This is a genomic window from Buttiauxella sp. BIGb0552 (genome assembly GCF_004366275.1).
Lineage (GTDB): Bacteria > Pseudomonadota > Gammaproteobacteria > Enterobacterales > Enterobacteriaceae > Buttiauxella > Buttiauxella gaviniae.
This window is the reverse complement of sequence record NZ_SODY01000012.1, coordinates 1-23,959: the sequence shown is the minus strand read 5'-3', so window position 1 is coordinate 23,959 and position 23,959 is coordinate 1. Positions and strand designations below refer to the sequence as shown.

Here is a 23,959-nt window from a genome sequence, read left to right as displayed (position 1 = left end):
GCTAATCCGTGAAAGACTTACTTAAGTTTCTGAAAGCGCAAACTAAGACCGAAGAGTTTGATGCGATCAAAATTGCTCTGGCATCGCCAGACATGATCCGTTCTTGGTCGTTCGGCGAAGTTAAAAAGCCGGAAACCATTAACTACCGTACGTTCAAACCAGAACGTGACGGTCTGTTCTGTGCTCGTATTTTTGGGCCAGTAAAAGACTATGAGTGCCTGTGCGGTAAGTACAAGCGCTTGAAGCACCGTGGCGTTATTTGTGAGAAGTGCGGCGTTGAAGTAACCCAAACTAAAGTGCGCCGTGAGCGCATGGGTCACATCGAACTGGCTTCCCCAACTGCGCACATTTGGTTCCTGAAGTCACTGCCGTCTCGTATCGGCTTGCTGCTGGATATGCCACTGCGTGATATCGAACGTGTACTTTACTTCGAATCATATGTGGTTATCGAAGGCGGTATGACCAACCTCGAGCGTCGTCAGATCCTGACTGAAGAGCAGTATCTGGATGCGCTGGAAGAGTTCGGTGACGAATTCGATGCGAAGATGGGTGCGGAAGCTATTCAGGCCTTGTTGAAAAACATGGATCTGGAGCAAGAGTGTGAAACTCTGCGTGAAGAGCTGAATGAAACCAACTCTGAAACCAAACGCAAAAAGCTGACCAAGCGTATCAAACTGCTGGAAGCGTTCGTTCAGTCTGGTAACAAACCAGAGTGGATGATCCTGACAGTTCTGCCGGTTCTGCCGCCAGATCTGCGTCCACTGGTACCGCTGGATGGTGGTCGTTTCGCAACTTCAGATCTGAACGATCTGTATCGTCGCGTTATCAACCGTAACAACCGTCTGAAACGTCTGCTGGATCTGGCTGCTCCTGACATCATCGTACGTAACGAAAAACGTATGCTGCAGGAAGCGGTAGATGCCCTGCTGGATAACGGCCGTCGCGGTCGTGCCATCACCGGTTCTAACAAGCGTCCTCTGAAATCTTTGGCTGATATGATCAAAGGTAAGCAGGGTCGTTTCCGTCAGAACTTGTTGGGTAAACGTGTTGACTACTCCGGTCGTTCTGTAATCACCGTAGGTCCATACCTGCGTCTGCATCAGTGCGGTCTGCCGAAGAAAATGGCACTGGAGCTGTTCAAACCGTTCATCTACGGCAAGCTGGAACTGCGTGGTCTTGCTACCACCATTAAAGCTGCGAAGAAAATGGTTGAGCGCGAAGAAGCTGTCGTTTGGGATATCCTGGACGAAGTTATCCGCGAACACCCGGTACTGCTGAACCGTGCACCAACTCTGCACCGTTTGGGTATCCAGGCATTTGAACCTGTACTGATCGAAGGTAAAGCTATCCAGCTGCACCCGCTGGTTTGTGCGGCATATAACGCCGACTTCGATGGTGACCAGATGGCAGTACACGTTCCACTGACGCTTGAAGCTCAGTTGGAAGCGCGTGCGCTGATGATGTCTACCAACAACATCCTGTCACCAGCGAACGGCGAGCCAATCATCGTTCCTTCTCAGGACGTTGTATTGGGTCTGTACTACATGACCCGTGACTGTGTTAACGCCAAAGGCGAAGGCATGGTGCTGACTGGCCCTAAAGAAGCTGAGCGTATCTATCGCGCAGGTCTGGCCTCTCTGCATGCGCGTGTAAAAGTGCGTATCACTGAATATGAAAAAGGCGAGAACGAAGAGTTCGTTGCCAAAACCAGCATTATCGACACCACCGTAGGTCGTGCGATTTTGTGGATGATCGTACCGAAAGGTCTGCCTTACTCCATCGTCAACCAGGCGCTGGGCAAGAAGGCAATCTCCAAAATGCTGAACACTTGTTATCGTATTCTGGGCCTGAAGCCTACGGTAATCTTTGCTGACCAAACGATGTACACCGGCTTTGCTTATGCAGCGCGTTCAGGTGTATCCGTTGGTATCGATGACATGGTCATCCCTGCGAAGAAAACTGAAATCATCTCTGAAGCGGAAGCTGAAGTTGCTGAAATTCAGGAACAGTTCCAGTCTGGTCTGGTAACAGCCGGCGAACGCTATAACAAAGTCATCGATATCTGGGCTGCGGCGAACGATCGTGTATCTAAAGCGATGATGGACAACCTGCAAACTGAATCCGTTATTAACCGTGACGGCGTCGAAGAGCAGCAAGTTTCCTTCAACAGCATTTACATGATGGCCGACTCCGGTGCTCGTGGTTCTGCAGCACAGATTCGTCAGTTGGCAGGTATGCGTGGTCTGATGGCTAAGCCAGATGGCTCCATCATCGAAACGCCAATCACCGCGAACTTCCGTGAAGGTCTGAACGTACTCCAGTACTTCATCTCCACGCACGGTGCTCGTAAAGGCTTGGCGGATACCGCACTGAAAACTGCGAACTCCGGTTATCTGACGCGTCGTCTGGTTGACGTTGCACAGGACTTGGTTGTTACCGAAGACGATTGTGGCACCCTCGAAGGTATCACGATGACTCCGGTTATCGAAGGCGGCGATGTTAAAGAACCACTGCGCGACCGCGTTCTGGGCCGTGTAACGGCTGAAGATGTGATCAAGCCGGGTACTGCAGACATCCTGGTAACTCGTAACACGCTGATCGATGAGCAGTGGTGTGACGTGTTAGAACTTAACTCTGTTGATAGCGTGAAAGTACGTTCTGTTGTTGGTTGTGAAACCGACTTCGGCGTGTGTGCACACTGCTATGGTCGCGACCTGGCTCGTGGTCACATCATCAACAAAGGTGAAGCTATCGGGGTTATCGCGGCACAGTCCATCGGTGAACCAGGTACTCAGCTGACGATGCGTACGTTCCACATCGGTGGTGCGGCATCTCGTTCGGCTGCTGAATCCAGCATTCAGGTTAAGAACAAAGGTAGCATCAAGCTCAGCAACGCTAAGTCGGTTGTGAACTCCGCCGGGAAACTGGTCGTCACTTCTCGTAACACCGAGCTGAAACTGATTGATGAATTCGGTCGTACTAAAGAGAGCTATAAAGTTCCTTACGGTGCGGTAATGGGTAAAGGTGATGGCGAGCAGATTGCAGCGGGCGAAACCGTAGCAAACTGGGATCCGCACACCATGCCAGTCGTCTCTGAAGTAAGTGGTTTCATCCGCTTTACTGACATGGTCGACGGCCAGACCATTACTCGTCAAACTGACGAACTGACAGGTCTGTCATCTCTGGTTGTTCTGGATTCTGCAGAACGTACCGCGGGTGGTAAAGATCTGCGTCCAGCACTGAAAATTGTTGATGCTCAAGGCAACGACGTTCTGATCCCTGGTACAGATATGCCAGCTCAGTACTTCCTGCCAGGTAAAGCGATTGTTCAGCTGGAAGATGGTACTCAGATTCACTCTGGTGACGCGCTGGCGCGTATTCCTCAGGAATCAAGTGGTACCAAGGACATCACCGGTGGTCTGCCACGCGTTGCTGACCTGTTCGAAGCGCGTCGTCCGAAAGAGCCAGCTATCCTTGCTGAAATCAGCGGGATCATCTCGTTCGGTAAAGAAACCAAAGGCAAACGCCGTCTGGTTATCTCTCCACTCGACGGCAGCGATGCTTACGAAGAGATGATTCCTAAGTGGCGTCAGCTGAACGTGTTCGAAGGCGAAGTTGTAGAACGCGGTGACGTTGTTTCCGATGGTCCAGAATCTCCGCACGACATTCTGCGTCTGCGTGGCGTGTATGCTGTGACTCGTTATATCACCAACGAAGTGCAGGACGTTTACCGTCTGCAAGGCGTTAAGATTAACGATAAACACATCGAAGTCATCGTGCGTCAGATGTTGCGTAAAGCAACCATCGTTAACGCTGGTAGCTCTGACTTCCTGGAAGGTGAGCAGGCTGAATACTCTCGCGTCAAGATCGCTAACCGCGAACTGGAAGCGAACGGCAAGATTAACGTGTCCTTCTCACGTGATCTGCTGGGTATCACCAAAGCCTCTCTGGCAACCGAGTCCTTCATCTCCGCGGCATCGTTCCAGGAGACTACTCGTGTGCTTACCGAAGCAGCTGTTGCGGGTAAACGTGACGAACTGCGCGGCCTGAAAGAGAACGTTATCGTCGGTCGTTTGATCCCAGCTGGTACCGGTTATGCGTACCACCAGGATCGTATGCGCCGTCGTGCAGCGGGCGAAGCGCCAGTTGTACCTCAGGTCACCGCAGCGGATGCAACTGCCAGCCTGGCAGAATTGCTGAACGCAGGTAATCTGGGCGGTAACGATAACGATTAATCGTTAGATACGCCAAAAACAAAAACCGCTCGAAAGAGCGGTTTTTTTATGCCTGAAATCTGAAGCGTTAAAACTGAAAGAAATAAAAATCAGTTAGCTAGCGGCAGGCGGCGATACAGTTCAATCATGTCTTCTGCTAAATCCTGAATCACCATCGCGTTCATCAGGTGGTCCTGGGAGTGTACGGTAATCAAGTTAACCGGCAGTTTGCCAGTGCCTTCATCTAACCCGATAAGTTGGGTCTGAATTTTATGCGCATGTTTCACAAACTCACGAGACTCTTCCATCGCTTGTTGAGCTGCTACGAAATCACCTTTACGGGCCATTTGCAGAGCTGTCAGTGCCTGGCTGCGCGCGCTACCGGCATTAACCAACAATTCCATGATAATCGTTTCTAAATCTTCCACGTCTTATGACTCCATCATTTTCAAAGCTTTCTCGAGCACAACATCGCCTTTCATCATGCCGTAATCCATCATGTCGATAACAGCAACCGTTTTACCCATCGGCTCTGCAATCGCCTGTAGCTTAGCGTGTTCGTATTTAACCTGTGGACCCAGCAGCACGATATCGGCGGTGTCGATATTGTCTTTAAATTCTGCAACCGGCACTGCCTTGATTGAGACTTCAATACCTTTCTTCTGAGCGGCGTCCTTCATACGTTGGACCAAAATGCTAGTCGACATACCCGCTGCACAACACAAAACGATATTCTTCATAGATCTGCTCTCAGTGTCCGTTGGATACACAGATAATTATCCGTGACGCCCCGGTACAACAACCGCTTTGCAGTGATTGTGTGTGAGGTGTCACAAAAGAAACTTAGATGGACTGAAACCGGTTACATTTTGCGTTTCCCCTGATCGCTTGCGATTGTGGAGCTGCTCACAAATCCCGCTTAATCCTGGTAAACCTCATTGTGCTTCATTGACAGAAAACCCTGAACTACATAGTCTTTAATTAAGTGGTATATACCACCAACATCAGAACCAGCACAGTGAGCCACAACATGCAAAATTTCACTGCTTTTATGGAAAGAAAAATATTGCCCCTGGCAATGAAGATTGAAGGGAATGATTATCTCTCGGCTATTAAAGATGGCTTCATTCGGATTATGCCATTTCTCATTATTGGCTCTTTCTTTTTACTGATAGCCAATTTGCCAATCCCTGGCTATAACGAATTTATTACTCGTATTTTTGGTGAGAAATTTATTGGGCAGTTAAATTATGTCCTGGATGCAACCTATTCTGTAATGGCATTACTTGTGGTCTTGAGTACCAGCATTAGCCTGGCAAAACGTTGGCAACTTAATGAAATATCCTGTGCGCTTATTTCTCTCGTCAGTTTTTTGATTGTCACACCTTATAAACTTCCGCAAGAAAATGGTGGGATAATCAGCGATGTCATTCCAACCTTCGCGCTGGGTGCTCAGGGTTTATTCCTTTCACTGATTGTGACGGTAACAGCAGTGCGCTTGTATCGTTTCCTTAACCACCCGCGTTTGACAATTTCTATGCCATCGAGTGTTCCTCCTGCGGTGGCAAATAGTTTTAGCTCATTAATTCCATCATTTCTTATCGTCGTGGCATTTTGGCTGATTCGCTTGTTATTCGAAGTGACTCCGTTTGGCACAGCGCAAGAGATGATTTTTAAGGTGCTGCAAGCGCCGATGATGCAGTTGGGCAATACCTTGCCATCACAAATGGTGGCGGAGTTTTTTGTCAGTTTCTTCTGGTTCTTTGGTTTGCATGGTGATTCTATTGTGACCGCTATTATGGGCCCAATCTGGCGCTCATTAACGCTTGAAAATATGCAAGCCATGAAGCAAGGCTTGCCACCAGTCAACATCATTACTCAACAGTTCCGCGATGTGTTTTTAATTTGTGGTGGTACAGGATTTACCCTCGCAATGTTACTGGTGATGTTGTTTCGGGCTAAAAGCAAGCGCATGCGTGAAATAGCGAAACTCGCTTCGCCGGCCGCCATTTTTAATATCAACGAGCCGATAATATTCGGTGTGCCTATTGCCCTAAACCCGCTGCTATTTATCCCCTTTATCATCGTTCCGGTTGTGCTATGCGTAATAACCTATAGCGCGATGGCTTTTGGCTGGTTGCCACTGACATCCGGTCTGGAAATACCCTGGACTACGCCTATTTTTATTAGCGGTTTTTTAATTTGCGGCTGGAAAGGCATGCTCTTTCAGGCAATTAACCTCGTAGTCGCAATGACAATTTATTACCCATTCGTTATGACGCTGGATAAGCAATATCTGCGAGAAGAAAACGAACAGGAAGAAAGTATCGTCAATCAGGATGAAATAGTCCTGGAGTATAAAGAAGGATTGCGTAATGAATAAAAAATTAAAGATAGTGACTATCGGTGGCGGTAGCTCTTATACGCCAGAGATTATCGAAGGTTTTATCCAACGCTATGCCGAAATGCCAATTAGTGAAATCTGGCTGGTGGATGTCGAAGCCGGTCGTGAAAAACTGGAAATCGTCGGAAATCTGGCAAAACGTATGGTCGAGGCGGCTGGCATTGACTGCCAGGTTCATCTCACGCTCGACAGACGCGAAGCGCTGAAAGATGCCGACTTCGTCACAACCCAACTGCGGGTGGGGCAATTAGACGCGCGTATTAAAGACGAACGTATTCCCTTGTCACACGGGCTAATTGGCCAGGAGACAAACGGTGCGGGTGGGTTGGCTAAAGCACTACGTACCATTCCTGTGATTCTGGATATCTGCCGCGACATGGAAGAGCTGTGTCCGGATGCGTGGCTGATTAACTTCACCAATCCGAGTGGTATCGTCACCGAAGCAGTTATCAAACACAGCAAAATTAAATGCGTCGGGCTATGTAATTTATCCCAGTCAATGCAGCGTATGGTGGCAGAAATTCTCGGTGTGGATAAATCTCGCTTCTTGCTGCAACTCGTTGGCTTGAACCATTTCCTGTATGGCACCCACGTCTATATGGATGGTAAAGATGTCATGCCAGACGTGCTGAAAAATCTCAAATATGACAGCGAACACAAACCGAAAAATATCCCGGATATTCCATGGCTTCAGGAACAAATCCAACATCTTGGCGTGATCCCATGTCCTTATCACCAGTATTACTACGCCACCAGTGATGTGCTGGAAAAGCAGCTTCAGGAATTTGAAGAACATGGAACGCGTGGCGAAGTGGTGCAAGCGGTCGAGCATGAGTTATTTGAGCTTTACAGAAACCCGCAGTTGCATGAAAAACCAAAACAGCTCGAGCAGCGCGGTGGGGCGTATTACTCCGAAGCGGCCTGCGAGCTAATCAGCGCAATCTATAACGACAAAAATCTACTGATGACGGTCAACGTGCGTAACAACGGCGCGATTCGTTCACTGCCGGATAACGTCGCCATTGAAACGACTTGTGTTATTGGGCGTTACGGTGCGATTCCGCTTAATAACGATCCGTTGCCTGCCACAGTTTCAGGTTTAGTTTCTCTGATGAAAGCCTGGGAAGAAATGGCGGTGGAAGCAGCGGTAACGGGTGACTACGGCGCAGCTTTGCAAGCGCTAACCCTTAATCCACTGGTTCCTTCGGGCAAAGTTGCAAAAGTGGTGCTTGATGAATTACTCGAAGCACACCGCGAATATCTGCCGCAATTCTTTAAGGGATAAGGTTTTTACGGCTGCGCATTCTAAAGAGGTCGCCGCGGTTGTAACTCCAGGAGTAGTTAAACACCGTGCCGTCCTCAAGCCAGGTGCTCTCTTTGATGTGCAACATGGGTGAATTAACGGGGATATCGAGCAGGGCTGCCATCACATCGTCAAACAGGCTCGCTCCTACCATGGAGTCTGTGCCACCGATTTTTTGTTGGCACTTCTGTTCGATAAAGGCGTACAGCGAGTGGTTTTGCAGCACGTCGTCGTCAATGGCATCGACAATCGCTAACGGAATGTAGCTGTCCTCGACCAAAACTGGAGTGCCGTCGAACAGGCGAACGCGGCGGATAGCATGAACAGGTTCGTTTTCAGGCACGCCAAACTGGTTGGCAAGGTATTCACCGGCAGGTTGCTGCACATGGTAAATCAGGCGGCTGGTGATGGCGACTTTGCCACTGAGTTCTTTCGTTACGCCCAGCGCACTGCTTTCTCCATTCGGGTTGAGCAAATACACCGGTGGTGCAAAGGCGCGATTTACGTAGGTACCTTTGCCGACCACTTTTTTAACCAGGCCTTCTTGTTCCATATGGGCAATGGCTTTTTGCACCGTCGCACGCGTGACCTGGTAAGTTTCCGCCAGCTCGCGTTCAGAAGGGATCAGGGAGCCAACCGGGTATTTTTGGTTCTGAATATCGCGTTTAAGGGTATCGCGAATAAGGATGTATACCGGTTTCATGGTTCCCCCGATAGGGTTGTTAATGAATTGAAATAGCGCGGAAGTCGGCATGCTAAAGCACTTCTTCGGCGTGGCGCAAGTTTCATAACAGGTGGAAAATAAACATGTTAAATCATAATGAAGCGTTCTGGCAGCAAAAGGGAGCCAGTTTGACCGTAGAAGCCATCGTGGCTCAGCCCCGTTTGTGGCAAGAAGGGCTTGAACGTGTCAAAGCACATGAAGCTGAGATTCAGGCATTCTGGCGCAAAAGTGATACCGACACGCGAATCCTGATTACAGGGGCGGGTTCCTCGCTGTTGGCGGCACAGGCGAGTGTGAACTGGTTGCGTAGTATTGTGCCAAATCAAATTGATGTGGTACCGGCAACCGATCTGGTGCTGATGCCTGAAAGCCTGAACGACAATACCGTATTAGTGTCGGTGAGTAGCTCGGGTAACACGCCGGAAACAGTGAAAGTTGTGGAGCGAGCACTCGCCGCCAACCAGAAATTGCAGCATCTCAGTGTCACTAACAACGCCAGCAGCCGCCTTGCTCAACTTGCACAGCAGCATTGCGAAGGGCTGTTTATCCCGGTACCAGAAGGTACTTCTAACGGCAGTTTTGCGGCGACCTCCGAGTTCACCATTCCCCTTTGGTATTTGATGTTGCTGTTGGCTCCTGCTGGCTGGTCTGAAGCCGAAAAAGTGCTGCCAGTTTTGCAGCGCGGCATGAACCATTTTCTCAACCACTATGCTGCTGATATCGAAAAGTGGGCGGCAGAGTCTCGCAACAATGTGGTAGTCGTCGGTTCTCTGTCGCTAAAAGCCGTAGCCTGTGAAACCAGCCTCAAACTGCTGGAAATGGGTAACGGCCAGGTGATGACGGCCTGGCATTCAATGCTGGAATTCCGCCATGGGCCAAAGCTCATTATCAATCGTGATGCCACGCTTATCGGTTATCTTGCCGCACGCGCCGAAATCAACCGCTATGACAGTGACATGATGGCGGAACTGACCCGTGAGCGAAGCGCCACAGCGCAAATTATTGCCATCGGCCATGATGCGTTACCGGCAGGCGTTAAACCGGGAGATCGTTATTTTCATTTTGCCGCACCAGAGCTGGCGGATTACCACGAATCCTGGACGACATTACTCTATGTTGCCTTTGCGCAATTGGCCGGGCTTTACAGTGCCATTGCGCTGGGCGTGACTCCAGATATGCCTTCCCGAGACGGTAAAGTTGCAAAAGTCGCGAAAGTGACCGTTTATTAATTGAAAGATGTGGCGGCAACGAAAAGGAAAAGTTACCGCTATTTAAACGTGCAAAGCTACGGCGAGTTTCTTCCCAGAAAACTATCCCAATCTTTCCACACAGGTTGTAAGCCTGAGCGTGTTAATGCCTCAGCCACTTCCACCGGAGTGCGCCCGTCGTGCGGCGCAAACTGCTCAAGCTCAGGGTGATTATCGGCGTACCCTCCGGGCTGAGTTTTGGAAAACGCACTCACATTATTGATGGCGAGTGGGATCATATGATCCCGGAACCACGGTGATTCACGCGTAGAAAGCGAAAGCTCGACATCGGGCGCAAGCAGGCGAAATGCGCATATCACCTGCACTAACTGGCTTTCAGTCATGACCGACGCCGGTTCTACCCCGCCCGTACAGGGTCGTAAACGTGGAAACGAAATCGAATAACGACTTTGCCAGTATTGTTGCTGTAGCCACAGTAAGTGCTCCGCGACCATAAAACAGTCGGTGCGCCAGCTGTCCGATAAACCAATCAACGCCCCGAGGCCTATTTTATCTATCCCCGCACGGCCAAGCCTGTCTGGCGTTTCCAGGCGCCAGAAGAAATCCTGTTTATTACCGCGTAAATGATGCCGCGCGTACACTGCCTGGTGATAGGTTTCCTGGTAAACCATCACCCCATCCAGTCCGAGAGTTTTCAGTTCGGCATATTCATGTTCATCCAGCGGCTGTACTTCCATTTGCAGCGAACTGAACTGGCGGCGGATCGCAGGAAGGTGCTGACGAAAATAATCCATTCCGACTTTGGTCTGGTGTTCACCGGTCACTAACAACAAATGTTCGAAGCCTAGTTTGCGAATCGCCGCGCATTCCCGCTCAATTTCCTGCTGATCCAGCGTTTTACGTTTGAGCTTGTTGCTCATGGAAAACCCGCAGTAAGTACAATCGTTAGCGCAGAGATTTGACAGATAAAGCGGCACGTAAAAACTCACCGTGTTACCAAAACGCTGACGAGTTAATTTCTGGGCCTGTTGTGCCAGCGGTTCGAGATAGTGGCTGGCGGTAGGGGAGAGCAGCGCCATCAGATCGTCGCGGGTGATTTTGCGTGCGCTCAATGCTCGCTCCACGTCGGCAGCCGTCTTGCTGTTAATACGAAGTCGGATGTCATCCCAGTCCAGCTCACGCCAACGCTCGGTGAAAGTTTGTGCCATCACGTACCCTCCTGGCTAAATTGCAGAAACTGGGTTAACGGGCTGGAGGCTTGTGCCTGTTGGTGGCGGGTGCCTAAACCGGATTTAGCCGCTAATACGCCAGCTTCAACTGCCAGGCGAAATGCCTGAGCCATTTGCACGGGATCATGCGCCACGGCAATCGCCGTATTCACCAGCACCGCAGCGGCCCCCATTTCCAGCGCTTCTGCGGCATGGCTTGGCGCACCGATACCTGCATCAACCACTACCGGCACACGAGCCTGGTCGATAATAATTTCTAAAAACGCCCGGGTTTGTAAGCCCTGATTCGAACCAATTGGCGCCCCGAGCGGCATGACCGCTGCACATCCGACTTCCTCAAGCCGTTTGCACAAAACGGGATCGGCGCCGCAATAAGGCAATACGACAAAACCCTGTTTGACGAGTGCCTCCGCAGCTTTCAGCGTTTCGATAGGATCGGGCAGCAAATAGCGGGCGTCGGGGTGGATTTCCAGCTTTACCCAATGCGTACCGAGCGCTTCTCGGGCAAGCTGTGCGGCAAAAATCGCTTCTTCAGCCGTTTTGGCGCCAGAGGTATTCGGCAGCAACTGCACGCCCGCCTCAAGCAGTGGCGCGAGAATCGCATCGTTATGGTTACGCAAATCGACGCGCTTCATTGCCATTGTCACTAACTGCGAGCCGGAAGCGCGAATCGCTTCAACCATCACCTGCGGCGAGGAAAATTTCCCGGTGCCGGTGAACAAGCGTGATGAGAAAGTTTTATCAGCAATCTGTAGCATGTTAACCCCCGGCTATGGCCTGAAAAAGCAAGATCTGGTCGCCATCTTTCAACAAATGAGCTTCCCACTGTTCACGTGGCACAATGCTTTGGTTGATGGCGAGTGCTACGCCTGGTTTCAACAGGCGCAGTTGGTCAAGCAGCTTTTCCAGCGTCAGGTTATCCGGGCACTGCAGCGGTTCATCGTTAAAGTGAATGTGCATCTCGCCCTCCGCATACCGGGCAATTAGCCGCTTTTTGCATAGCGAGGGAGCGCCAGCTATGTTGACGGGCGTCGAACAGGCGCAAAGTACCCGTTGCTGGAGCCATGCCGCTCAACAACTTTATGGCCTCCAGAGCCTGCAATGTTCCCATCACACCAACCACCGGGCCGATGATTCCCGCAGTACGGCAGTTGCGCTCCGGTTCGTGTTCGTCAGGCCAGACACAGCGATAACAACCGGTTTCCCACGGAGGCGTCAGAACCATCAACTGCCCGCCAAAGCCGACTGCACTTGCAGAAATCAGCGGTTTGTTATGTGCGACACAGGCGGCGTTAACGGCCTGGCGTGTCGCCATGTTGTCGCTGCAATCCAGCACTAGATCGGCGTTCTTTACCGCCTGCATCAACGCTTCTCCAGCTAAACGCTCGCTAATAACCTGGAGCGTAATATCCGGGTTGAGCTTCTGGAGATGGCGTTGAGCGGCCAGCGATTTTGGCTGTTCCAAATCCTGAGAGGTAAACAAAATCTGGCGCTGCAAATTACTGATATGCACGTTGTCATCGTCGGCGAGAATCAAAGTACCAACGCCTGCCGCCGCAAGATATAACGCGGCTGGCGAACCCAGCCCGCCAAGCCCGACGATTAAGATTTTGCTGGCGAGCAGCTTTTGCTGTCCTTCAATGGCGATGTCTTCCAGCAACAGCTGGCGGCTGTAACGCATGAAATCGGCATCATTCATCGCCAGCCCCCACAAGCTCCAGTAGTTGCGCTGTTGCCGCTCGCCAGTCTGGGGCCAGAGTAATTGCGCTCACAACTGCGACACTTCCAACGCCCGTTGCGAGTACAGCAGGAACGCGCTCAATACTTATTCCACCGATGGCGACAGTCGGGTAATCGCCCAGCGTTTTGATGTGGGCTGCGAGTTGCGAAAGCCCTTGAGGAGCGGACGGCATCTGCTTGGTTTGAGTTGGAAAAACATGCCCCAACGCGATGTAAGAAGGGCGTGCTTCCAGGGCGCGATCCATTTCCATATTGTCGTGCGTCGAAAGCCCGAGGCGCAGGCCCGCATCGCGGATGGCGTCCAGATTAGCGACATCCAGATCTTCCTGGCCCAGATGAACACCGTAAGCACGATGTTTTATCGCCAGTCGCCAGTAATCATTGATGAATAACCTCGCCTCATATCGCTTACCAAGCGCAATGGCAGTAGTAATGTCGGCTTCAACTTCTTCGTCGCGTTTGTCTTTAATCCGTAATTGAAGGGTGCGTACTCCCGCCTCCAGTAAGCGGGCAATCCACTCGACGCTATCCACTACCGGATACAACCCGAGTCGTTTGGGCACAGAAGGGAAGGCGGGTGTGCTCATCACACTTCCTCCTGACGCAGATAAATTTCGCCACCTTTTGCACGGAAGGATTGCGACATATCGTCCATGCCAACTTCTATGGCTTGCTTAGCGGCGAAATCGCGAACCTCCTGGGAGATTTTCATCGAGCAGAATTTTGGTCCGCACATCGAACAGAAGTGCGCGACCTTGCCGGATTCCTGCGGCAGAGTTTCATCGTGATAGGCGCGGGCGGTGAAAGGGTCAAGCGCGAGATTAAACTGGTCTTCCCAGCGGAATTCAAAACGGGCTTTCGACATCGCGTTGTCGCGGATTTGCGCACCAGGGTGGCCTTTTGCCAGGTCTGCGGCATGTGCCGCAATTTTGTAGGTAATCAGCCCCTGTTTAACATCTTCTTTATTCGGCAGGCCAAGATGCTCTTTTGGTGTGACGTAACAAAGCATCGCACAGCCGAACCAGCCAATCATGGCTGCACCAATACCTGAGGTGAAATGGTCATAACCCGGTGCAATATCAGTGGTCAGCGGGCCAAGCGTGTAGAACGGTGCTTCATGGCAGTGCTCCAGTTCTTCGGTCATATTGCGGCGGATCATCTGCATGGGCACATGTCCCGGGCCTTCAATCATCACCTGCACATCGTATTCCCAGGCAATTTTGGTCAACTCGCCAAGCGTATGCAGCTCAGAGAATTGCGCTTCATCGTTGGCATCCTGAATGGAGCCAGGGCGCAGGCCGTCGCCAAGCGAGAGTGAAACGTCGTAAGCGGCACAGATTTCGCAAATTTCGCGGAAGTGCTCATACAGGAAGTTTTCCTGATGATGTGACAGGCACCATTTCGCCATAATCGAACCGCCGCGCGACACAATTCCGGTCAGGCGTTTGGCCGTCATCGGCACATAACGCAGCAGCACTCCGGCGTGAATGGTGAAATAGTCCACGCCTTGCTCGGCCTGTTCCAGGAGTGTGTCGCGGAACATTTCCCAGGTCAGGTCTTCAGCGATGCCATTTACTTTTTCCAGCGCCTGGTAAATGGGCACGGTGCCGATAGGGACTGGGCTGTTACGTAAAATCCATTCGCGGGTTTCGTGGATATAGCGGCCGGTGGAAAGATCCATCACGGTGTCTGCGCCCCAGCGCGTTGACCACACCAGTTTTTCCACTTCTTCTTCAATCGAGGAGGTGACCGCTGAGTTGCCGATATTGGCATTCACTTTGACAAGGAAATTACGGCCGATAATCATCGGCTCAGACTCAGGGTGGTTAATATTGGCGGGAATGATTGCCCGGCCTGCGGCGACTTCATCGCGTACAAATTCAGGAGTAATGTTTTCTGGCACGAGAGCACCAAAACTCTGGCCTGGGTGCTGGTGGCGTAACACTTCATCGCGAATGCGTTCGCGGCCCATGTTTTCACGTATGGCGATAAACTCCATTTCCGGCGTCACTATGCCCTGGCGTGCATAGTGCAACTGCGTGACAATTTTCCCGGCTTTTGCGCGCTTCGGCGTGAGTTGTGTTTCAAAACGCAATTCGTCCAGACCATCATCAGCAAGGCGCTCTTTGGTATATGCAGAGCTACGGTCGGTCAGTGTTTCGCAATCATCACGCTCGCTAATCCAGCTTTCACGCAGTGGTGAAAGCCCGCACAGAACGTCGATGCTGATTGCCGGGTCGCCATACGGACCTGAAGTGTCATACACCGGAATGGCATCGTTAGGGGTGAACAGAGGGTTTTCTTTCGTACCGCCCGTTGCGGTTGGGCTAAGTTGAATTTCGCGCATCGGTACGCGGATATCATCGCGTGAGCCAGTTAGATAAATGCGTTGGGAATTAGGGAAAGCAGTACCTTCCAGCGTATGGATAAAATGCTGGGCAGCAGCGCGTTGTTCGCGGCGGTTTGGTTTTTTTTCAGTAATAGACATAGCTCATTCCAGTAAATATCAAGGAGTGGCTTGCCAGAACAACGGAGGAGTAATGAATGTGGGGCGCCCGCGTACGGGTGAACCCAAAAGCAGAATTACTCTTGTTCCCTTCGCAGGTATTAGCCTGATCAGGTTCCGCGGATCCCGAATTAACGGTCTCAGCCGGTGTTCAGTTAAACACTCGGCACTCCGACAAGAAGATTTCCTGCATCCTTCACGCCCCAGCGGCGTTAGCTGCCTTTACTCACCCGAATCACTTACTTGAGTAAGCTCATCGGGATTCGTTCAGTTGCTGCCTTGCTGGAACCTGAATGATTCAGGAAATATGTAAACTACTCGTTAACAGCGCAGAACTCAAGCCGGGCGTGCAAGGTTGCCGGTATCGTTAGCACTGTCATTTATATCGTGGTCGTAAGCTAACTGAATGAGTTTATCTTCCAGTGAAAAACGTGATTCCAGTGCTTCACCGATGCCGGATAACGCTTTCTGGAACTCAATATAGTTATCATCATCGATAGCACTTTCGAGATGCGAATCGTAAAAATCCATGATGTGCTGGGTGTTGGCTTCAAGCTGCGGATAAAGATGAGTTGCGGCTAAAAGTGGGCTGCTCCCTTCCATTTCGCTGATAATGCGTTCATAAATATTGAAATGACCGGCAGAAAGATAATCCACCAGATTATGGCAAAAGTTATCCAGAGCCTTTTCATTGAGCGCGGTATGGGATTCCTTGTTAGGCTTGATCCCAACCATATTGTAATAAGCCACCAATAAATGTTTGCGGGCATATAGCCATTGGTCGATTAACTCATTACTACCACCGACGCGCTCAGTCAGATTTTCTAACTGGTTAAGCATGATTGACTCCGTGATTCCGTGAGTAAAAGATGTAACGCAAACGTACCCAAAATTGTTACGACCATTTGTTTATACCAGCGAACTCGGGGATGTGCACCAGGTTATGGAACGTGTAATTCAAAAGTTAGATCAGGGCTGGTTTATCGTCAGTCATGAACAAAAATTGTGGTTGCCGAAAGGTGAGCTACCTCACGGAGCAGCACAAGATTTTCAGCTTGATGGTGCGGTTGGGATGCATATCGGCGAGTGGGAAAGTGAGCCGGTGTGGTTAGTGCGGCAACATCGCCGTGCGGATATGGGATCAGTGCGCCAGGTTATTGACCAGGACCAAGGGTTATTTCAACTTGCTGGGCGTGGCGTGCAGTTAGCGGAGTTCTATCGCTCGCATAAGTTCTGTGGCTACTGTGGCCATGAAATGCACGTCAGCAAAACCGAATGGGCGATGCTGTGTAACCATTGTCGTGAACGCTACTATCCACAAATTTCACCGTGCATCATCGTGGCTATCCGTCGTGAAGACCATATCCTGCTTGCTCAGCACACACGCCATCGCGGTGGAATTTATACCGTGCTGGCCGGTTTTGTCGAAGTTGGGGAAACCCTCGAGCAGGCCGTGGCGCGTGAGGTGATGGAAGAGAGCAGCATTCGTGTGAAGAATTTACGTTATGTAACTTCCCAACCTTGGCCGTTCCCGCAATCGCTGATGACCGCATTTATGGCGGAATATGACAGCGGCGAAATTGAAATCGACCCGAAAGAGTTACTTGATGCGGGTTGGTATCGGTATGACCAACTTCCGTTATTGCCTCCACCGGGTACGGTGGCTCGTCGCCTGATTGAAGACACTGTCGCCCTGTGTCGGGCAGAGTATGAATGACGTGGTAAACTGGCGGAATGTATTTAGAGTTCCAGCCAAAGGAAATGCAAAATGACTGAACTGAAGAACGATCGTTACCTGCGGGCGCTGCAACGCCAGCCTGTAGATACCACGCCAGTATGGATGATGAGGCAGGCAGGTCGTTACTTGCCAGAATACAAAGCGACTCGTGCGCAGGCTGGCGATTTTATGTCGCTGTGCAAAAATGCTGAGTTGGCTTGCGAAGTGACTTTGCAGCCGCTGCGTCGCTACAAGCTTGATGCGGCGATCCTCTTCTCCGACATCCTCACCGTGCCTGATGCGATGGGGCTTGGCCTCTATTTTGAAGCGGGTGAAGGCCCGCGTTTCCGCTCGCCAATCACCAGCCGTGCTGATGTGGAAAAGTTGCCGATTCCTGATCCGGAAGGTGAACTGGGTTATGTGATGAACGCGGTACGTACTATCCGCCGCGAGTTAAAAGGCGAAGTACCGCTGATTGGCTTCACCGGTAGCCCGTGGACGCTGGCGACTTATATGGTCGAAGGCGGCAGCAGCAAAGCCTTTACCGTGATTAAAAAGATGATGTATGCCGACCCGCAAGCGCTGCACCTTCTGCTCGACAAGCTGGCGCAAAGCGTCACGCTGTACCTGAATGCGCAAATCAAAGCGGGTGCGCAATCGGTGATGATTTTCGATACCTGGGGCGGCGTGCTGACCGGGCGTGATTATCAGCAGTTCTCGCTCTATTACATGCACAAAATCATCGATGGCCTGCTACGTGAAAACGAAGGTCGTCGAGTGCCTGTGACCATGTTCACTAAGGGTGGCGGCCAGTGGCTGGAAGCGATGGCTGAAACGGGATGTGATGCGCTGGGATTAGACTGGACGACCGATATCGCCGATGCTCGTCGTCGTGTCGGCCATAAAGTCGCATTGCAGGGCAATATGGACCCATCCATGCTTTATGCTCAGCCTGCGCGTATCGAAGAAGAGGTCGCGACCATTCTTGCCGGGTTCGGTAAAGGTGAAGGCCACGTCTTTAACTTGGGCCATGGCATTCACCAGGATGTTCCGCCAGAACACGCGGGTGCATTTGTAGAAGCGGTGCACCGTTTGTCGAAGCCGTATCACGAGTAAGGATCAGTGATGGATCTTGCAAGCTTACGCGCACAGCAGATCGAACTCGCTTCACAGGTGATCCGCGAGGATCGCCTTGAGCAGGATCCTCCCCGGTTAATTGCCGGGGCAGACGTTGGGTTTGAACAGGGCGGTGATGTTACGCGTGCCGCCATCGTGTTGTTGCAATATCCCTCTCTTGAACTGGTTGAATATCAGGTGGCGCGTGTCGCCACCTCGATGCCATATATCCCCGGCTTCCTCTCGTTTCGCGAATATCCTGCACTGCTTGCGGCGTGGGAAATGCTGTCGCAAAAACCGGACCTACTGTTTGTTGATGGCCACGGTATTTCGCACCCACGGCGTTTGGGCGTTGCCGCCCATTTTGGCCTGCTGGTGGACGTGCCGACGATAGGCGTTGCTAAGAAGCGTTTGTGTGGGAAGTTTGCACCGTTATCTGAAGAACCTGGCTCATGCCAGTTGCTGACCGACAAAGGTGAAGCGCTTGCATGGGTATTACGCAGTAAAAAGCGCTGCAATCCGTTGTTTGTCTCCACAGGCCATCGTGTAAGCCTTGATACGGCCTTGCTATGGGTGAATCGCTGTCTGATGGGTTACCGCTTACCTGAACCCACTCGCTGGGCAGATGCTGTGGCATCGGGTCGCCCGGCTTTCACGCGGTGGCAAGCAATTCAGGGGTGATTAAGGTAAACTGCCGCTAATATTCCGTCTTTGAGACATCGCTATGTTACAAAACCCAATCCATCTGCGCCTGGAGAAACTGGAAAGCTGGCAACATGTCACTTTCATGGCTTCTTTATGCGAACGTATGTATCCGAATTACGCCATGTTCTGCCAGCAGACTGAATTTGGTGATCCTCAGTTGTATCGCCGTATTCTCGACTTGATTTGGGAAACATTGACGGTCAAAGATGCGAAAGTAAACTTTGACAGCCAACTCGAGAAACTCGAAGAAGGCATTCCGTCTGCCGACGACTATGATATTTACGGTGTCTATCCGGCGATTGATGCATGCGTTGCATTGAGCGAATTAGTTCACTCACGTCTTTCAGGGGAAACTCTTGAGCATGCAATCGAAGTCAGTAAGGCATCAATTACCACAGTTGCCATGCTAGAAATGACCCAGGCTGGTCGCGAAATGACCGACGAAGAGCTCAGAGCAAACCCTGCTGTTGAAGAAGAATGGGACATCCAATGGGAGATTTTCCGCCTGTTGGCTGACTGCGAAGAGCGCGACGTTGAGCTGATCAAAGGGCTCCGCGCGGACCTGCGTGAAGCAGGTAGTAGCAATATTGGTATAAATTTGCAGCAGTAAGACAGCAAAACGTGACTTACAGTCCGAATTGTCACCCCTGAAGGCTTCCAATTAGCCCCCCGTCTGGTCTACATTTGTGGGGCGAAAAAAAGTGGCTATCGGTGCGTGTATGCAGGAGAGTGCTTTTTTGGCATTTCCGTCGCACTCGATGCTTAGCAAGCGATAAACACATTGTAAGGATAACTTATGAACAAGACTCAACTGATTGATGTAATTGCTGACAAGGCTGATCTGTCTAAAGTACAGGCTAAAGCTGCTCTGGAATCCACCCTGGCTGCAATTACTGAGTCTCTGAAAGAAGGTGATGCTGTCCAACTGGTTGGTTTCGGTACCTTTAAGGTAAACCACCGTGCTGAGCGCACTGGCCGCAACCCACAGACTGGTAATGAAATCAAAATCGCCGCAGCTAACGTGCCGGCATTTGTTTCAGGCAAAGCACTGAAAGACGCTGTTAAGAGCTAATAGTGTCAGTGAACAGTTTTAGCAGAGGGGCGTTTACGCCCCTTTTGTTTGTCTGCCGTCCTCTGGCCGCGCTGACAGGCACATTGCTGCTTATGGCTTGCAGCAGTCATTCTCCTCTCCCGCCCTTTACCGCGAGCGGATATATTGCCGATCAAGGTGTTGTGCGCATCTGGCGTAAAGACAACAGCGATGATGGCAGCATTCACATGCTTACGGCGTTTAGCCCAAGGCAGAAGGGTGCAACGACCACCAGTGATTACCGCTGGCAAGGTGAGCAGCTGGTATCGATTGAAATGACGATTCAGAGCGAGCCATCAGAACATATCAAAGTGCGTTTTGACGATCACGGCGAACTGAGCTTTATGCAGCGCGAAGTGAATGGTCAAAAACAGCAGCTTTCCAATGACCAAATCGCTTTGTATCAGTATCAGGCGACTCAGACTAAAGCGACCAGCGAAGCATTGCGCATTGGGCGTGTTGTTTTGCGACAAGGCCGCTGGCATAGCAATGGCACGGTGACAACCTGCGAAGGTGAGACATTCGAGCCTAAACTCGACAGCGTATCGCTCAATCATATTGCGAATCGCCAACGCCATTCGTCACTCGATGTGAGCATAGCCTGGCTTGAAGCGCCGGAAGGTTCTCAGCTGTTGCTGGTAGCGAATCAGGATTTCTGTAGCTGGCAGCCTAAACCTGCTACGTTCTAAATAAAAAAACCGCCACGAGGGCGGTCTTAAATATCACTGCGAGTTTCGAGTCTTACTTCGCGTTTTCACGCTCAATAGCACGATAGCCAATATCGGAGCGGCTAAAACTGCCATCCCAATGGATATCTTTCATCAACTCGTAAGCACGTTGCTGCGCTTGCGCGACAGTGTCGCCTAATGCGGTTACGCACAGAACACGGCCACCGTTAGTCACAACCATATCGTCTTCACGCAATTTCGTTCCAGCGTGGAACACTTTGCCGTTTGCGAATTCTTCAAGTGGCAAACCATGAATCACATCGCCGTTACGATAATCAGCCGGATAGCCGCCAGCGGCCATCACCACACCCAGAGATGGGCGCTCGTCCCACTTAGATGTTGTCTTATCCAGCTTGCCATCACATGCGGCGAGGCACAGCTCAACCAGATCTGATTGCAGGCGCAGCATGATTGGCTGGGTTTCAGGGTCACCAAAGCGGCAGTTAAACTCGATAACCTTCGGGTTACCTTGTTTATCGATCATCAGGCCGGCATACAGGAAACCGGTGTAGGTATTCCCTTCAGCAGCCATGCCGCGCACGGTTGGCCAGATAACCAGGTCCATTGCACGCTGGTGGACTTCATCAGTCACAACTGGAGCAGGAGAGTACGCACCCATACCGCCAGTGTTCGGGCCGGTATCTGCATCACCAACACGCTTATGATCCTGGCTGGTGGCCATCGGCAGAACGTTTTCGCCATCCACCATCACGATGAAGCTGGCCTCTTCGCCATCCAAAAACTCTTCTACCACGATGCGGTGCCCGGCGTCGCCAAAGGCGTTACCTGCCAGCATATCGTTTACCGCCGCTTCGGCATCGATCAGCGTCATCGCTACGATTACGCCTTTGCCCGCGGCCAGGCCATCGGCCTTAATGACAATCGGGGCGCCTTTTTCACGGACATAAGCCAAAGCGGGTTCGACTTCGGTGAAGTTTTGGTATTCAGCGGTCGGGATTTTATGGCGAGCCAGGAAATCCTTGCTGAAAGCTTTTGAACCTTCTAACTGCGCAGCCCCCTGAGTTGGGCCAAAGATCTTCAGGCCAGCAGCACGGAAGGTATCGACCACGCCCATCACCAGCGGTGCTTCCGGGCCGACAATCGTCAGGTCGATTTTTTCATTCTGTGCAAAGCTCAATAGGGCAGCAATGTCAGTTGGGCTAATCGCCACGTTCTGCAAAGCAGGTTCCAGAGCCGTACCGGCATTGCCGGGAGCAACAAATACCGTACGAACTAATGGTGACTGTGACGCTTTCCAGGCCAGCGCGTGTTCACGCCCGCCATTACCTATTACTAATACTTTCATTTATAGACGCTCCGGGATTAATGGCGGAAGTGGCGCATATCGGTGAAGATCATGGCGATCCCATGTTCGTCAGCAGCGGCGATCACTTCTTCATCGCGGATTGAACCACCAGGCTGGATAACACAGCTCACGCCAACTGCCGCTGCGGCATCAATACCGTCACGGAATGGGAAGAAGGCATCTGATGCCATTGCCGAGCCTTTCACTTCCAGGCCTTCATCGCTTGCCTTGATACTGGCGATTTTGGCGGAATAAACACGGCTCATCTGACCGGCGCCTATGCCGATAGTCATATTCTCGCGGGCATAGACAATGGCGTTGGACTTAACAAACTTCGCTACCTTCCAGCAGAACAATGCATCACGCAGTTCTTGCTCGGTCGGCTGGCGTTTGCTGACAACACGCAGGTCTGCGGCTGTCACCATGCCCAGATCACGATCCTGTACTAACACACCACCGTTAACTCGTTTGAAATCCAGGCCCGGAATACGCTGCTGCCACTGGCCGCAAGTCAGAACGCGAACGTTTTGCTTAGCCGCTGTGATCTTCAGAGCTTCTTCGCTGGCTGAAGGGGCAATAATCACCTCGACGAACTGGCGGGAGATAATCGCCTGCGCAGTTTCGGCATCCAGTTCACGGTTGAAAGCGATGATGCCGCCGAATGCGGAAGTCGGGTCTGTTTTATAGGCGCGGTCGTATGCATCTAATAAGGAATCGCTGACTGCCACACCACAAGGGTTGGCATGCTTCACGATAACGCAGGCAGGTTCGTTGAACTCTTTCACACATTCCAGTGCGGCATCGGTATCAGCGATGTTGTTATAAGAGAGCGCTTTGCCCTGAACCTGAGTTGCCGTAGCGACAGAAGCTTCTTTAATTTCTTCTTCTATATAGAAGGCTGCTTGCTGGTGGCTGTTTTCACCGTAACGCATATCCTGCTTCTTAATGAAGTTCAGGTTCAACGTACGAGGGAAGCGACCTGAAGGATCTTTGCTTTCGCCATGATAGGCAGGAACCATGCTACCAAAGTAGTTGGCGATCATGCTGTCGTAAGCGGCGGTGTGTTCGAAAGCCTTAATAGCCAAATCGAAACGTGTCTCGAGCGTCAGAGATCCTTCATTAGCATCCAGCTCGCTAATAATCGCTTCGTAGTCACTGCTCTTTACTACGATTGCCACATCTTTGTGGTTCTTCGCAGCGGAGCGCACCATGGTTGGGCCGCCGATATCAATATTCTCTACCGCATCTTCCAGAGAGCAGCCTTCGCGGGCAACAGTCTGTGCGAACGGGTAGAGGTTGACGACAACCATATCAATTGGGGAGATAGCGTGTTGTTCCATGATCGCATCATCCTGGCCGCGACGACCCAGAATGCCGCCGTGAACTTTTGGATGCAGGGTTTTGACGCGTCCATCCATCATCTCCGGGAAACCGGTGTAGTCAGAGACTTCGGTTACCGGCAGGCCAGCTTTAGCCAGCAGATGAGCGGTTCCGCCAGTGGACAGCAGCTCCACGCCACGTTGGGAGAGCGCCTGGGCGAATTCGACGATACCGGCTTTGTCAGAAACACTGAGCAGAGCGCGGCGTACAGGACGACGTTGTTGCATGGTTTGATCCCTTAGCTTTGGTTCGCATATAGAAGAGCGTTAGCTGAATTTTAGCAATTTTCCCTAAAACTCAGCTAACGCCCCAAAACGGGGCGTCCATTTATTGCGGGTGCATTGTAGCGAAAACGTTTGCGTCACGCTCGCAAAATTTGGGACTTCATCACAATTGTGGATAACTTTGTGCGTAACTGCGTATAAGGCGGGGTTTTGCTGGGGATTGCAGCAGTCAGTCAAATTACTGCATATTTAGGCTTGCAGCCTCAGCAGAACTCCCTATAATGCGCCTCCATCGACACGGAACATGTGAACAACATCACAGAGTAACGGCGGCGATGAGAGTCAAATATCCTGAAATTAAGGGT

At 51.3% G+C, this 23,959-nt stretch carries 22 protein-coding genes and 1 riboswitch; of the genes, 10 read left to right on the top strand and 12 right to left on the bottom strand.

The window, feature by feature from the left end:
- The first annotated feature begins 8 nt into the window (after window positions 1-8).
- On the top strand, window positions 9-4,235 hold the full coding sequence (gene rpoC, locus EDF88_RS24055) for a DNA-directed RNA polymerase subunit beta' (protein ID WP_064515278.1): 4,227 nt from the start codon (window positions 9-11) through the stop codon (window positions 4,233-4,235).
- An 89-nt stretch (window positions 4,236-4,324) separates the two neighbouring features.
- On the opposite strand, the gene EDF88_RS24050 is transcribed toward rpoC, so the two are convergent.
- A complete protein-coding gene (locus EDF88_RS24050) occupies window positions 4,325-4,642 on the bottom strand; it encodes a PTS lactose/cellobiose transporter subunit IIA (protein ID WP_034461505.1) in 318 nt (105 codons plus the stop codon).
- Window positions 4,643-4,645: 3 nt separating this feature from the next.
- Entirely contained in the window at window positions 4,646-4,954 is a 309-nt protein-coding gene (locus tag EDF88_RS24045; protein ID WP_034461506.1) for a PTS sugar transporter subunit IIB, read from the bottom strand.
- A gap of 290 nt (window positions 4,955-5,244) precedes the next feature.
- Between EDF88_RS24045 and EDF88_RS24040 the strand changes: the two genes are divergently transcribed.
- Both EDF88_RS24040 and EDF88_RS24035 read left to right on the top strand, forming a co-directional pair.
- Complete coding sequence (locus EDF88_RS24040) at window positions 5,245-6,597, top strand: PTS sugar transporter subunit IIC (RefSeq protein WP_134187823.1); 1,353 nt, start codon at window positions 5,245-5,247, stop codon at window positions 6,595-6,597.
- Window positions 6,590-7,903, top strand: a complete 1,314-nt coding sequence (locus EDF88_RS24035; protein WP_064515281.1) for a 6-phospho-beta-glucosidase — start codon at window positions 6,590-6,592, stop codon at window positions 7,901-7,903. The genes EDF88_RS24040 and EDF88_RS24035 overlap by 8 nt, the downstream gene beginning before the upstream one ends.
- On the opposite strand, the gene EDF88_RS24030 is transcribed toward EDF88_RS24035, so the two are convergent.
- Window positions 7,893-8,624 carry a GntR family transcriptional regulator gene (locus tag EDF88_RS24030; protein ID WP_064515311.1) on the bottom strand — a complete coding sequence of 244 codons (732 nt, stop codon included), beginning with the start codon at window positions 8,622-8,624 and terminating at the stop codon, window positions 7,893-7,895. The genes EDF88_RS24035 and EDF88_RS24030 overlap by 11 nt on opposite strands.
- A gap of 104 nt (window positions 8,625-8,728) precedes the next feature.
- On the opposite strand from EDF88_RS24030, the gene EDF88_RS24025 reads away from it, so the two are divergent.
- Window positions 8,729-9,874, top strand: coding sequence for an SIS domain-containing protein (locus EDF88_RS24025; protein WP_134187821.1), 1,146 nt, complete (start codon window positions 8,729-8,731; stop codon window positions 9,872-9,874).
- Window positions 9,875-9,930: 56 nt separating this feature from the next.
- On the opposite strand, the gene thiH is transcribed toward EDF88_RS24025, so the two are convergent.
- From thiH to EDF88_RS23990, 7 genes are all read right to left on the bottom strand, one after another.
- Complete coding sequence (gene thiH / locus EDF88_RS24020; protein WP_134187819.1) at window positions 9,931-11,061, bottom strand: 2-iminoacetate synthase ThiH; 1,131 nt, start codon at window positions 11,059-11,061, stop codon at window positions 9,931-9,933.
- Window positions 11,061-11,840 carry a thiazole synthase gene (gene thiG, locus EDF88_RS24015; RefSeq protein ID WP_064515287.1) on the bottom strand — a complete coding sequence of 260 codons (780 nt, stop codon included), beginning with the start codon at window positions 11,838-11,840 and terminating at the stop codon, window positions 11,061-11,063. The genes thiH and thiG overlap by 1 nt, the downstream gene beginning before the upstream one ends.
- A 1-nt stretch (window position 11,841) precedes the next feature.
- A complete protein-coding gene (thiS, locus tag EDF88_RS24010) occupies window positions 11,842-12,042 on the bottom strand; it encodes a sulfur carrier protein ThiS (RefSeq protein ID WP_064515289.1) in 201 nt (66 codons plus the stop codon).
- Window positions 12,026-12,781: a thiazole biosynthesis adenylyltransferase ThiF gene (gene thiF / locus EDF88_RS24005; protein ID WP_134187817.1), complete on the bottom strand. Its 756-nt coding sequence runs from the start codon at window positions 12,779-12,781 to the stop codon at window positions 12,026-12,028. The genes thiS and thiF overlap by 17 nt, the downstream gene beginning before the upstream one ends.
- Window positions 12,774-13,409: a thiamine phosphate synthase gene (gene thiE / locus EDF88_RS24000; RefSeq protein WP_064515293.1), complete on the bottom strand. Its 636-nt coding sequence runs from the start codon at window positions 13,407-13,409 to the stop codon at window positions 12,774-12,776. The genes thiF and thiE overlap by 8 nt, the downstream gene beginning before the upstream one ends.
- A complete protein-coding gene (gene thiC, locus EDF88_RS23995; RefSeq protein WP_064515295.1) occupies window positions 13,409-15,310 on the bottom strand; it encodes a phosphomethylpyrimidine synthase ThiC in 1,902 nt (633 codons plus the stop codon). The genes thiE and thiC overlap by 1 nt, the downstream gene beginning before the upstream one ends.
- An 88-nt stretch (window positions 15,311-15,398) precedes the next feature.
- Window positions 15,399-15,512: riboswitch (TPP riboswitch) on the bottom strand.
- Window positions 15,513-15,664: 152 nt separating this feature from the next.
- The gene (locus EDF88_RS23990) at window positions 15,665-16,168 is read right to left on the bottom strand and encodes an Rsd/AlgQ family anti-sigma factor (RefSeq protein WP_064515297.1); all 504 of its coding nucleotides are present in this window, start codon (window positions 16,166-16,168) and stop codon (window positions 15,665-15,667) included.
- Between the two features lie 103 nt (window positions 16,169-16,271).
- On the opposite strand from EDF88_RS23990, the gene nudC reads away from it, so the two are divergent.
- From nudC to EDF88_RS23960, 6 genes are all read left to right on the top strand, one after another.
- Entirely contained in the window at window positions 16,272-17,045 is a 774-nt protein-coding gene (nudC, locus tag EDF88_RS23985) for an NAD(+) diphosphatase (protein WP_134187815.1), read from the top strand.
- A gap of 51 nt (window positions 17,046-17,096) precedes the next feature.
- A complete protein-coding gene (gene hemE / locus EDF88_RS23980; protein ID WP_064561676.1) occupies window positions 17,097-18,161 on the top strand; it encodes a uroporphyrinogen decarboxylase in 1,065 nt (354 codons plus the stop codon).
- Between the two features lie 9 nt (window positions 18,162-18,170).
- Window positions 18,171-18,842: a deoxyribonuclease V gene (nfi, locus tag EDF88_RS23975; protein WP_134187813.1), complete on the top strand. Its 672-nt coding sequence runs from the start codon at window positions 18,171-18,173 to the stop codon at window positions 18,840-18,842.
- A gap of 43 nt (window positions 18,843-18,885) precedes the next feature.
- Window positions 18,886-19,476 (top strand): YjaG family protein, encoded by a 591-nt coding sequence (locus EDF88_RS23970; RefSeq protein ID WP_064515305.1) that lies wholly within the window; start codon window positions 18,886-18,888, stop codon window positions 19,474-19,476.
- A 186-nt stretch (window positions 19,477-19,662) separates the two neighbouring features.
- The gene (gene hupA, locus EDF88_RS23965) at window positions 19,663-19,938 is read left to right on the top strand and encodes a nucleoid-associated protein HU-alpha (protein WP_034492331.1); all 276 of its coding nucleotides are present in this window, start codon (window positions 19,663-19,665) and stop codon (window positions 19,936-19,938) included.
- A gap of 8 nt (window positions 19,939-19,946) precedes the next feature.
- Window positions 19,947-20,645 carry a DUF1481 domain-containing protein gene (locus EDF88_RS23960; protein ID WP_134187827.1) on the top strand — a complete coding sequence of 233 codons (699 nt, stop codon included), beginning with the start codon at window positions 19,947-19,949 and terminating at the stop codon, window positions 20,643-20,645.
- A gap of 52 nt (window positions 20,646-20,697) precedes the next feature.
- Here the strand turns inward: EDF88_RS23960 and purD are convergent, their stop codons facing one another.
- Together purD and purH are read right to left on the bottom strand one after the other, a co-directional pair.
- The gene (purD, locus tag EDF88_RS23955) at window positions 20,698-21,990 is read right to left on the bottom strand and encodes a phosphoribosylamine--glycine ligase (protein WP_134187811.1); all 1,293 of its coding nucleotides are present in this window, start codon (window positions 21,988-21,990) and stop codon (window positions 20,698-20,700) included.
- 17 nt (window positions 21,991-22,007) lie between these two features.
- Complete coding sequence (gene purH, locus EDF88_RS23950; protein WP_134187809.1) at window positions 22,008-23,597, bottom strand: bifunctional phosphoribosylaminoimidazolecarboxamide formyltransferase/IMP cyclohydrolase; 1,590 nt, start codon at window positions 23,595-23,597, stop codon at window positions 22,008-22,010.
- Between the last annotated feature and the right edge of the window lie 362 nt (window positions 23,598-23,959).

What these genes read in the sequence shown, in the direction of transcription:
- EDF88_RS24045 (WP_034461506.1), bottom strand. Translation starts at nt 4,954, where the DNA reads ATGAAGAATATCGTTTTGTGTTGTGCAGCGGGTATGTCGACTAGCATT.
- EDF88_RS24040 (WP_134187823.1), top strand. Translation starts at nt 5,245, where the DNA reads ATGCAAAATTTCACTGCTTTTATGGAAAGAAAAATATTGCCCCTGGCA.
- EDF88_RS24035 (WP_064515281.1), top strand. Translation starts at nt 6,590, where the DNA reads ATGAATAAAAAATTAAAGATAGTGACTATCGGTGGCGGTAGCTCTTAT.
- EDF88_RS24030 (WP_064515311.1), bottom strand. Translation starts at nt 8,624, where the DNA reads ATGAAACCGGTATACATCCTTATTCGCGATACCCTTAAACGCGATATT.
- EDF88_RS24025 (WP_134187821.1), top strand. Translation starts at nt 8,729, where the DNA reads ATGTTAAATCATAATGAAGCGTTCTGGCAGCAAAAGGGAGCCAGTTTG.
- thiH (WP_134187819.1), bottom strand. Translation starts at nt 11,061, where the DNA reads ATGGCACAAACTTTCACCGAGCGTTGGCGTGAGCTGGACTGGGATGAC.
- thiG (WP_064515287.1), bottom strand. Translation starts at nt 11,840, where the DNA reads ATGCTACAGATTGCTGATAAAACTTTCTCATCACGCTTGTTCACCGGC.
- thiS (WP_064515289.1), bottom strand. Translation starts at nt 12,042, where the DNA reads ATGCACATTCACTTTAACGATGAACCGCTGCAGTGCCCGGATAACCTG.
- thiF (WP_134187817.1), bottom strand. Translation starts at nt 12,781, where the DNA reads ATGAATGATGCCGATTTCATGCGTTACAGCCGCCAGCTGTTGCTGGAA.
- thiE (WP_064515293.1), bottom strand. Translation starts at nt 13,409, where the DNA reads ATGAGCACACCCGCCTTCCCTTCTGTGCCCAAACGACTCGGGTTGTAT.
- thiC (WP_064515295.1), bottom strand. Translation starts at nt 15,310, where the DNA reads ATGTCTATTACTGAAAAAAAACCAAACCGCCGCGAACAACGCGCTGCT.
- EDF88_RS23990 (WP_064515297.1), bottom strand. Translation starts at nt 16,168, where the DNA reads ATGCTTAACCAGTTAGAAAATCTGACTGAGCGCGTCGGTGGTAGTAAT.
- nudC (WP_134187815.1), top strand. Translation starts at nt 16,272, where the DNA reads ATGGAACGTGTAATTCAAAAGTTAGATCAGGGCTGGTTTATCGTCAGT.
- hemE (WP_064561676.1), top strand. Translation starts at nt 17,097, where the DNA reads ATGACTGAACTGAAGAACGATCGTTACCTGCGGGCGCTGCAACGCCAG.
- nfi (WP_134187813.1), top strand. Translation starts at nt 18,171, where the DNA reads ATGGATCTTGCAAGCTTACGCGCACAGCAGATCGAACTCGCTTCACAG.
- EDF88_RS23970 (WP_064515305.1), top strand. Translation starts at nt 18,886, where the DNA reads ATGTTACAAAACCCAATCCATCTGCGCCTGGAGAAACTGGAAAGCTGG.
- hupA (WP_034492331.1), top strand. Translation starts at nt 19,663, where the DNA reads ATGAACAAGACTCAACTGATTGATGTAATTGCTGACAAGGCTGATCTG.
- purD (WP_134187811.1), bottom strand. Translation starts at nt 21,990, where the DNA reads ATGAAAGTATTAGTAATAGGTAATGGCGGGCGTGAACACGCGCTGGCC.
- purH (WP_134187809.1), bottom strand. Translation starts at nt 23,597, where the DNA reads ATGCAACAACGTCGTCCTGTACGCCGCGCTCTGCTCAGTGTTTCTGAC.